Source organism: Ornithinibacillus halotolerans (assembly GCF_014637405.1).
Lineage (GTDB): Bacteria > Bacillota > Bacilli > Bacillales > Amphibacillaceae > Ornithinibacillus > Ornithinibacillus halotolerans.
The window spans coordinates 287,870-294,252 of the sequence record NZ_BMEY01000002.1 but is presented as its reverse complement, the minus strand read 5'-3'; the positions used below and the strand labels follow the sequence as shown (position 1 = coordinate 294,252).

Sequence of the window (6,383 nt, the reverse complement as noted above, 5' to 3'; positions counted from 1 at the left end):
GGTGTCCTTTTTGTTTACTTTAATATCAGAAAATTGCGTGCAAAAAATAATAAGCATGGTCCTTACCATTAAAACGTTGGTAAGGACCATGCTTATATTAATTTACTGGGGTTTTGTCCCAGCCTCTAATTATACTTACTCTCTCCAAAACATCAGCAATCCTCTAATTAGACAATCCATCACCCTAATGATTACTCGCCTTTATTCATTTTCTCATATTTATTCTATCCTCAAGTAGGAGTTTAAAGTTCTTGTAGATATTCTCTTCATCAATTCCAACTAATTTACAAATTTCCAGCAGCAATAACTTCAGGACGTTCTTTAGTTTCACCATTACTAAAACAGGTTTTCCTAAACTTGGAACTTCTTCCTGTATACCGCCACTGTCAGTTAAAACTAGGTTGGATTTAGAAAGGAAATTATGAAAACCCAATACTTCCAAAGGTTCAATAATTCTTACTCTGTCATGATTACCTAATATGTCATTTGCTGTTTCTGTTACTACAGTGAGGACATTGGGATAGTATTAATGTCCTATTCTGATTAATACACGATGTGACACGGCGATGGTTTCAAACATCTATTTTACTCTTCCACAAATATTGAATATTGGGACATGCTGCCTGGCCCATGTTCTCATTGGTGCAAGGCCATTAGGTATTGTCCACAGTACCACTCCATAAGCATAAAACAATATAGGGAAATTATATTATAATCGAACTAAAGTCGGCGAACCTAGAAATAATCCATCTTGTTCAAATAACGCTGCTAATTTATAACGTTTCAGCATTTCCTCAAATTTTGGTGAAAGATAATAATACAATTCGTTTATTTTTTTTACTGGATCGTTAATAGAATTATAGTCTCCAACTTCATTTTCGATTTTTTCAATATACCATTCATTTTTTCGAATTTCCACAAGGGTTACATCTAGTACGTTAATGTTTTCGTTAGTACTTTCAATGACAGGAATAACAATCCGGAATACATCTGTAGGATCTTTTTTGGGTATTATTGAACTGGATTTTATTCTTTGTCCTTTCCCTATCAATTCAAATGACATTTACACATATCCCCCAATATCTATTATTTATATATATATTAATATAAATCTTTTAAATATTCTACATATTCCTTATCCCTTAAGCTAAGAATTTTAGAATTCCACATAAAGGAACTTTTATTAATTAAAAACTAAGTGGAAAGGCTTAGGGAAAATTGAGACAGGTTTCTTGTCCCAATGTCCCATAGAAAATACAAGTACGTTCGTTCTATTTCATATCAAAATAACGGGACATGGTGCATGTCCCCATGTCCCTCTTCTTTATATAAAACTCTATAATAATGCACTAGTTCCGTCCCCATTCCTATCTCGGGATAATCTCCCACTGGTATTCATATTGATCACTCTCAAAGTAAAACTCAATAGTATAATCTGCACCATTTCCAAAATCGTCAAATACCTGTCCTTCAACAGTCCAGTAGCCGTTACCTTTATCAATGAATGTAGTAAATGCCTTTGGGTTAATTTCAATATTTCCTAAGTCATGCTCCTGTGCAACTTCAACTTCAATAATATTTTTTGCATAGCCGTAGAGTTCATCTTCAGTTACAGAATTTCCACATGCAACCAAAAGACAACTCAAAGCCAATATGACCTTGAGTACATGTTTCACCTTCTCCCCTCCTTTCTGCACATGAAAATATACCTATAACATATCTTTATTAAATTACTGGTTGTACTTATTCTAGTATTGGTGTATGAAGTGGTGAAAAGGTCTATAGGAATACCAGGGTGATTCACATGCATTCAATGATGAAACACGAGAATTGCCTCTATACTTGTGTAATGTAATCTACTTCTTTTTAATTCCACAAAAAAAACACTAGCCTAAGCTAGTGCTCCAAACTCTTTTCTTTAGATTTTCATAGAAAAACTGCTACCCTACTCCTCCCCTACCAAATACTCCCTAATCTCCACCTTATAATCCCTCACCTTCCTAAACGGACCATCATAAGGCTCCTTAATAAAATCTTCCTCAAGCAGATTCTTATAATCTGCCACAGGGTATTTAATATTATCTCTCGTATCTGTAATATCCATTTGCTTGGGCTAATAATAGGTTAAACTTAACCGGTCTCGCTATGTTGGTATAGAAAAGTTCTTGTAAAAATGAAACCTTGTTATTTTTAATGTATCTTTATTAATAAAATTCATTTTTCTACAAGCTACACTAGCCTTATCCATCAATTCCTTCCACTGAATTTCATCATTAGCAGGAAAGATCCTTTCTAATTAAAAGGTTGTCCTAGCTTCATGAATTGACAGGCAACCGAATTAAGATTGATACATCCCCTAAACAATCAAAAACAGGCGCGAAACCCATCTCCACGCCTATCAATCAAACAAAAACTTTACCTAGGTCTACTACTAAGTATCTTCCACTCCCCATCTTCCTTAACCAATTCAAATTGCCAGCTGTCTGTAACTCTTCCTTTATCAAATGTTAAATCAGCATTTACAATTGCCACTTCTGTTTCTCCGTACTTTTCCATAGGTTCTAAACCGTAATTAGTCCATATATCATCATCTAATTCCTCTTCTTCGACAACATACCCATCCAGTTTCCCGCTTCCACTTTCATCATAAACCAGCAGTCCCATTATATTACGAATATTTTGGGTAGCATTTTCCGATTGTAAAAAGTTCTTCACTCTTGTAGCATATAGTTCTTCGCCTTTTTCCCACTTCGTATCTTCACTATAGTTGATGAATTTCTTCACCACACCAGTTGGCGTATTACTCCCAACTGAGGAAACGGAGTTTATAATGACAATTATGATAGTAATTGAAACAAATAGTATTAAACCATTTTTAATGCCTATCCTTTTCGATAACTCTTTAACCTTATCAATCTGTTTACTATTGCCACTACCCTTTACAAAACTATCATTTAACTTATTTCCACAGTTCTTACAGTACTGAGGATTTCCAACAATTTCATTTCCACAAGAAGAACAGAAATTCATAGATGTCTTTTCATTGTTACTAGACAATGTCAAATTAACATTATTCGTTTTGGACTTTACATTGGATATGATTTCATTGAATTTCTTTGCAATAGAAGCAGCAAAAGCTAATCCAATAGTTGAAATTATCGCAGTGAAAAATCCTTGTTTTATTGATAATTCACCTACATCTACACCTACATTATTTGCGTTAAGATTTGAAATAAAAAATATGATAACAATTAAAACAGAAAAGATTATGGTTATATTTTTTATACCTTTGAAAGTCTTATTTTTAATCATCCTGTATAGTGTTATACTTCCCAAAATTGGAGGCAAAATTTGAGATGTAATTAAAATAATAATGAAAAAATCTCCAATTGATAATGGGGAAAGATAACCTGCTAAAACATTATCTAAGAAAGAAAAGGTACTTTCAAATAAGTTGCTGGTGTTTGTTTCAAGTATACTGCTGCTTATATCCCCTGGTGTAAATGTAGTCCATGGTAGAAAATACGAAATTACTAATAATAATAGGAAAAAAATCTGTACATTTTTTTCTTTCATATGTACATTTGCCATTCCTGCACCTCTTTTTGTTATTTTCTCTACAATAAAGTATCCACAGAATCGGCACTCTGATCGACATCATAATATTTCTTTTAAACTAGGAACCTATCTTAATAGATAATTTGTCATAGAGATTTTGTCTCAGTTGATTAATAGTTTACATTATTATTAAAATTTGTGACAGTTTTCGACATCGTTCTGACTCTAATCTAATACTAGCTATTGCTTATAAAAAAACACCAGCCCAAGCTAGTGCTCCAAACTCTTATCTTTATATTTTCCTAAAAAACTGCTACCCTACTCCCAATCTACCAAATACTCCCTAGCCTCCACCTTATAATCCCTTACCTTCCCAAAAGGACCATCATAAGGCTCCTTAATAAACTCTTCCTCCAGTAACTTCTTATATTCAGACACAGGGTATTTAACATTACCTCTCGTATCTGTTATATCCTCTTGCATGGCTAACAACAGGTTAAACTTAACCAATCTTGCTATGTATTCTTGATACAGAAAATGTTCTTGTAAAAAGGAAACGTTGTTATTTTTTATGGTATCTTTAATAATTAAATTCATCTTTTTACGAGCTACAATAGCTTTATCCATCATTTTCTTCCACTGAATTTCTTCATTGGTAGGGAAAATCGTTTCTAAATAAAAGGTTGTTCTCGCTTCATTATATCGAATAAATCCTTCCCACATGACGTCTTGGTTACTCTTTTCAAGGGCAATCTGAAAGTGTTTTTTGGATTCATTTAAGTAAATGGATAATAGTTCTAGATCTTCTTCCATCAACTTGTCTATATTCTGATTAAGAAGGATTAAACCTTTGATTGATAATAAATCTTCGTTTTCCAATTTCAGACTCTTCCTTAAAAGTGACATAGCCTTTTTATTATAGTAGAGACCTAAGTAATTAAAATAGACTGTTTGGGTAACACTGTTTTTCAACATATTCCCTCTTACTTTTAATATCGAGGACTCCACATTATAGTTATGAGCACTTACTAAATTTTGATATTCCATGACACTAACAATTAGCTTTACCGTTTCTTCGATAAGTGTCAAATTACCAGAACTGATCGCCATCAGTGACTGTTTCTTTTTTTCTATCGTATTAAGCAGCTTTTTCATTTCTTTAACATTAGAATCTCTATCCTCATTCGTGAAAAACGCTGGGAAGAATACAATGACGTCTATAAAGTACTGTAGATTATTTGCAAATTCTAATGCTGTCTTTGACTCTTTCGTAAACCTTTTTTCTAATTCATCGAAGATAGCATCTCTAGCTTCCTTGGGATCTGCCATGTCGTATTCATCCAATAAACCAATCATTGATGTTACGTAATCCTCATTCTCTAGTACACTACCATTCATTTGTGTGACTCGATTTACACTATCAATAGAAACATATGTATTCATTGCAATGATAAATGCAAAGAATGAAATAACGATGGACACGACCGTAACAATAAAAATAACTTTATCTGCAGTATTTTCAATCGGGTAAATTTGCAGACTTAAGTATAGTGATATCGTCATGATGATTCCTACGATTATGTATAAATATAGTAGCCTGACTCTGGTCATTTAGGTCTCTCCCCTACTAATATATGTTTCTATAAAAACCTCGATTTGATTAATAATACTAATTATATCTAGCATAAAGAGCATTTAGGTCTCTCTATTTGAATTTCCGCTAAATACTATATTATCTAGCTAGTACAAAAGTCTTATATATTATAACATAACTGTCAAAAGTTTTAGAATATTGTTTGGTCAAATAATGATAAACGCTTGTCTAATGGCGTTCTGGAGACACCAGAACAGATTTCGTGGCCCATTGTCCAGTAGAAGGGGCCTGTCCCTCATGTCCCTGCCCCACTCAAATACCGCTCCAACATCACCGCTACATCCTCGTGCTCCTCATCACTCTGAGATACCACACTCTTCTCCACGTCCTCCTGCTTCCGCTTCTTCCGCTCTAAAAACCACTCCGGCACCACCTCACGTGAAAAAGCCTGTCTCCCCGAATCACGCTTTCTCACCGAAGCTACAATCTCCGCTCTTGCCGCTTCCACCGTTCGGATATTTTTCTGCACCCAAGACCGTAAAATTTGTTTCACGTATCCCCAGTTACTCTTCCCTCGTTCCAGCGCTCGTTTCATTGCCTCTATCACGAGCTCTTCCCCCACATCGGCTATCCAAGCAAGAATATCCTCCGACACAAACGGACTAACCACACCAAAGTTATTTTGGTAAAAAACGACCGCATCAGTAGGTTGTTGTGTATCCTTTTGTATCGTTTCTTTTTGTTTATTTAATACCTCCACGCTCGCATCCGTCTGCCCCTCCGCCTTATCACTCGCTTGCCCCTTCACTTCCCCCTCCTTTTGCCCCTCCACATGATGACCTACCACATCCTCTTGCCCTTGCTGCTGACTGCTTTCTTCCTCATACTCCACCACCATCATATTCCCACTTTCCATATAGCCAATCTGTAGTCGTGTCATTCGATAGGCTGGGGCAAGATTTTTCCCACGTGAGCGGTATTCGATCAAGTTCCGCTTCACCAACTCTTTCCTCGCCCGCTGAAACGAGCTCTCCGATAAACCACTCTTCAATTTCAGCACGGTGCTGGACACGGTAAACTCCATTGCCCATCTTGCCTTGTTGTTAATATGTAGTAACGTATGCCATAAACTCACTCCAGAAGCCGATAGTGGCTCTAACTCCATTAAGTCATAAAATGCATTGATTTCTTTAATATAATTCATCGCTTCCAACTCCCTTTCTTTGTTTGT

At 35.3% G+C, this 6,383-nt stretch carries 7 protein-coding genes; all 7 read right to left on the bottom strand.

Going from position 1 to position 6,383, the window contains the following annotated elements; all coding sequences use genetic code 11:
- Positions 1–205: 205 nt before the first annotated feature.
- Positions 206–442, bottom strand: coding sequence for a UDP-N-acetylglucosamine 2-epimerase (locus tag IEV35_RS03225; RefSeq protein ID WP_229740622.1), 237 nt, complete (start codon positions 440–442; stop codon positions 206–208).
- Between the two features lie 267 nt (positions 443–709).
- Positions 710–1,063 (bottom strand): hypothetical protein, encoded by a 354-nt coding sequence (locus tag IEV35_RS03220; RefSeq protein WP_188383246.1) that lies wholly within the window; start codon positions 1,061–1,063, stop codon positions 710–712.
- A 304-nt stretch (positions 1,064–1,367) separates the two neighbouring features.
- Positions 1,368–1,646 carry a hypothetical protein gene (locus tag IEV35_RS03215; protein ID WP_188383245.1) on the bottom strand — a complete coding sequence of 93 codons (279 nt, stop codon included), beginning with the start codon at positions 1,644–1,646 and terminating at the stop codon, positions 1,368–1,370.
- A 299-nt stretch (positions 1,647–1,945) separates the two neighbouring features.
- Complete coding sequence (locus IEV35_RS03210; RefSeq protein ID WP_188383244.1) at positions 1,946–2,104, bottom strand: hypothetical protein; 159 nt, start codon at positions 2,102–2,104, stop codon at positions 1,946–1,948.
- A 311-nt stretch (positions 2,105–2,415) separates the two neighbouring features.
- Positions 2,416–3,591, bottom strand: coding sequence for a zinc ribbon domain-containing protein (locus IEV35_RS03205; protein WP_188383243.1), 1,176 nt, complete (start codon positions 3,589–3,591; stop codon positions 2,416–2,418).
- Between the two features lie 285 nt (positions 3,592–3,876).
- The gene (locus IEV35_RS03200) at positions 3,877–5,169 is read right to left on the bottom strand and encodes a hypothetical protein (RefSeq protein WP_188383242.1); all 1,293 of its coding nucleotides are present in this window, start codon (positions 5,167–5,169) and stop codon (positions 3,877–3,879) included.
- 278 nt (positions 5,170–5,447) lie between these two features.
- Complete coding sequence (locus IEV35_RS03195; RefSeq protein ID WP_188383241.1) at positions 5,448–6,356, bottom strand: DnaD domain-containing protein; 909 nt, start codon at positions 6,354–6,356, stop codon at positions 5,448–5,450.
- Positions 6,357–6,383: the final 27 nt, after the last annotated feature.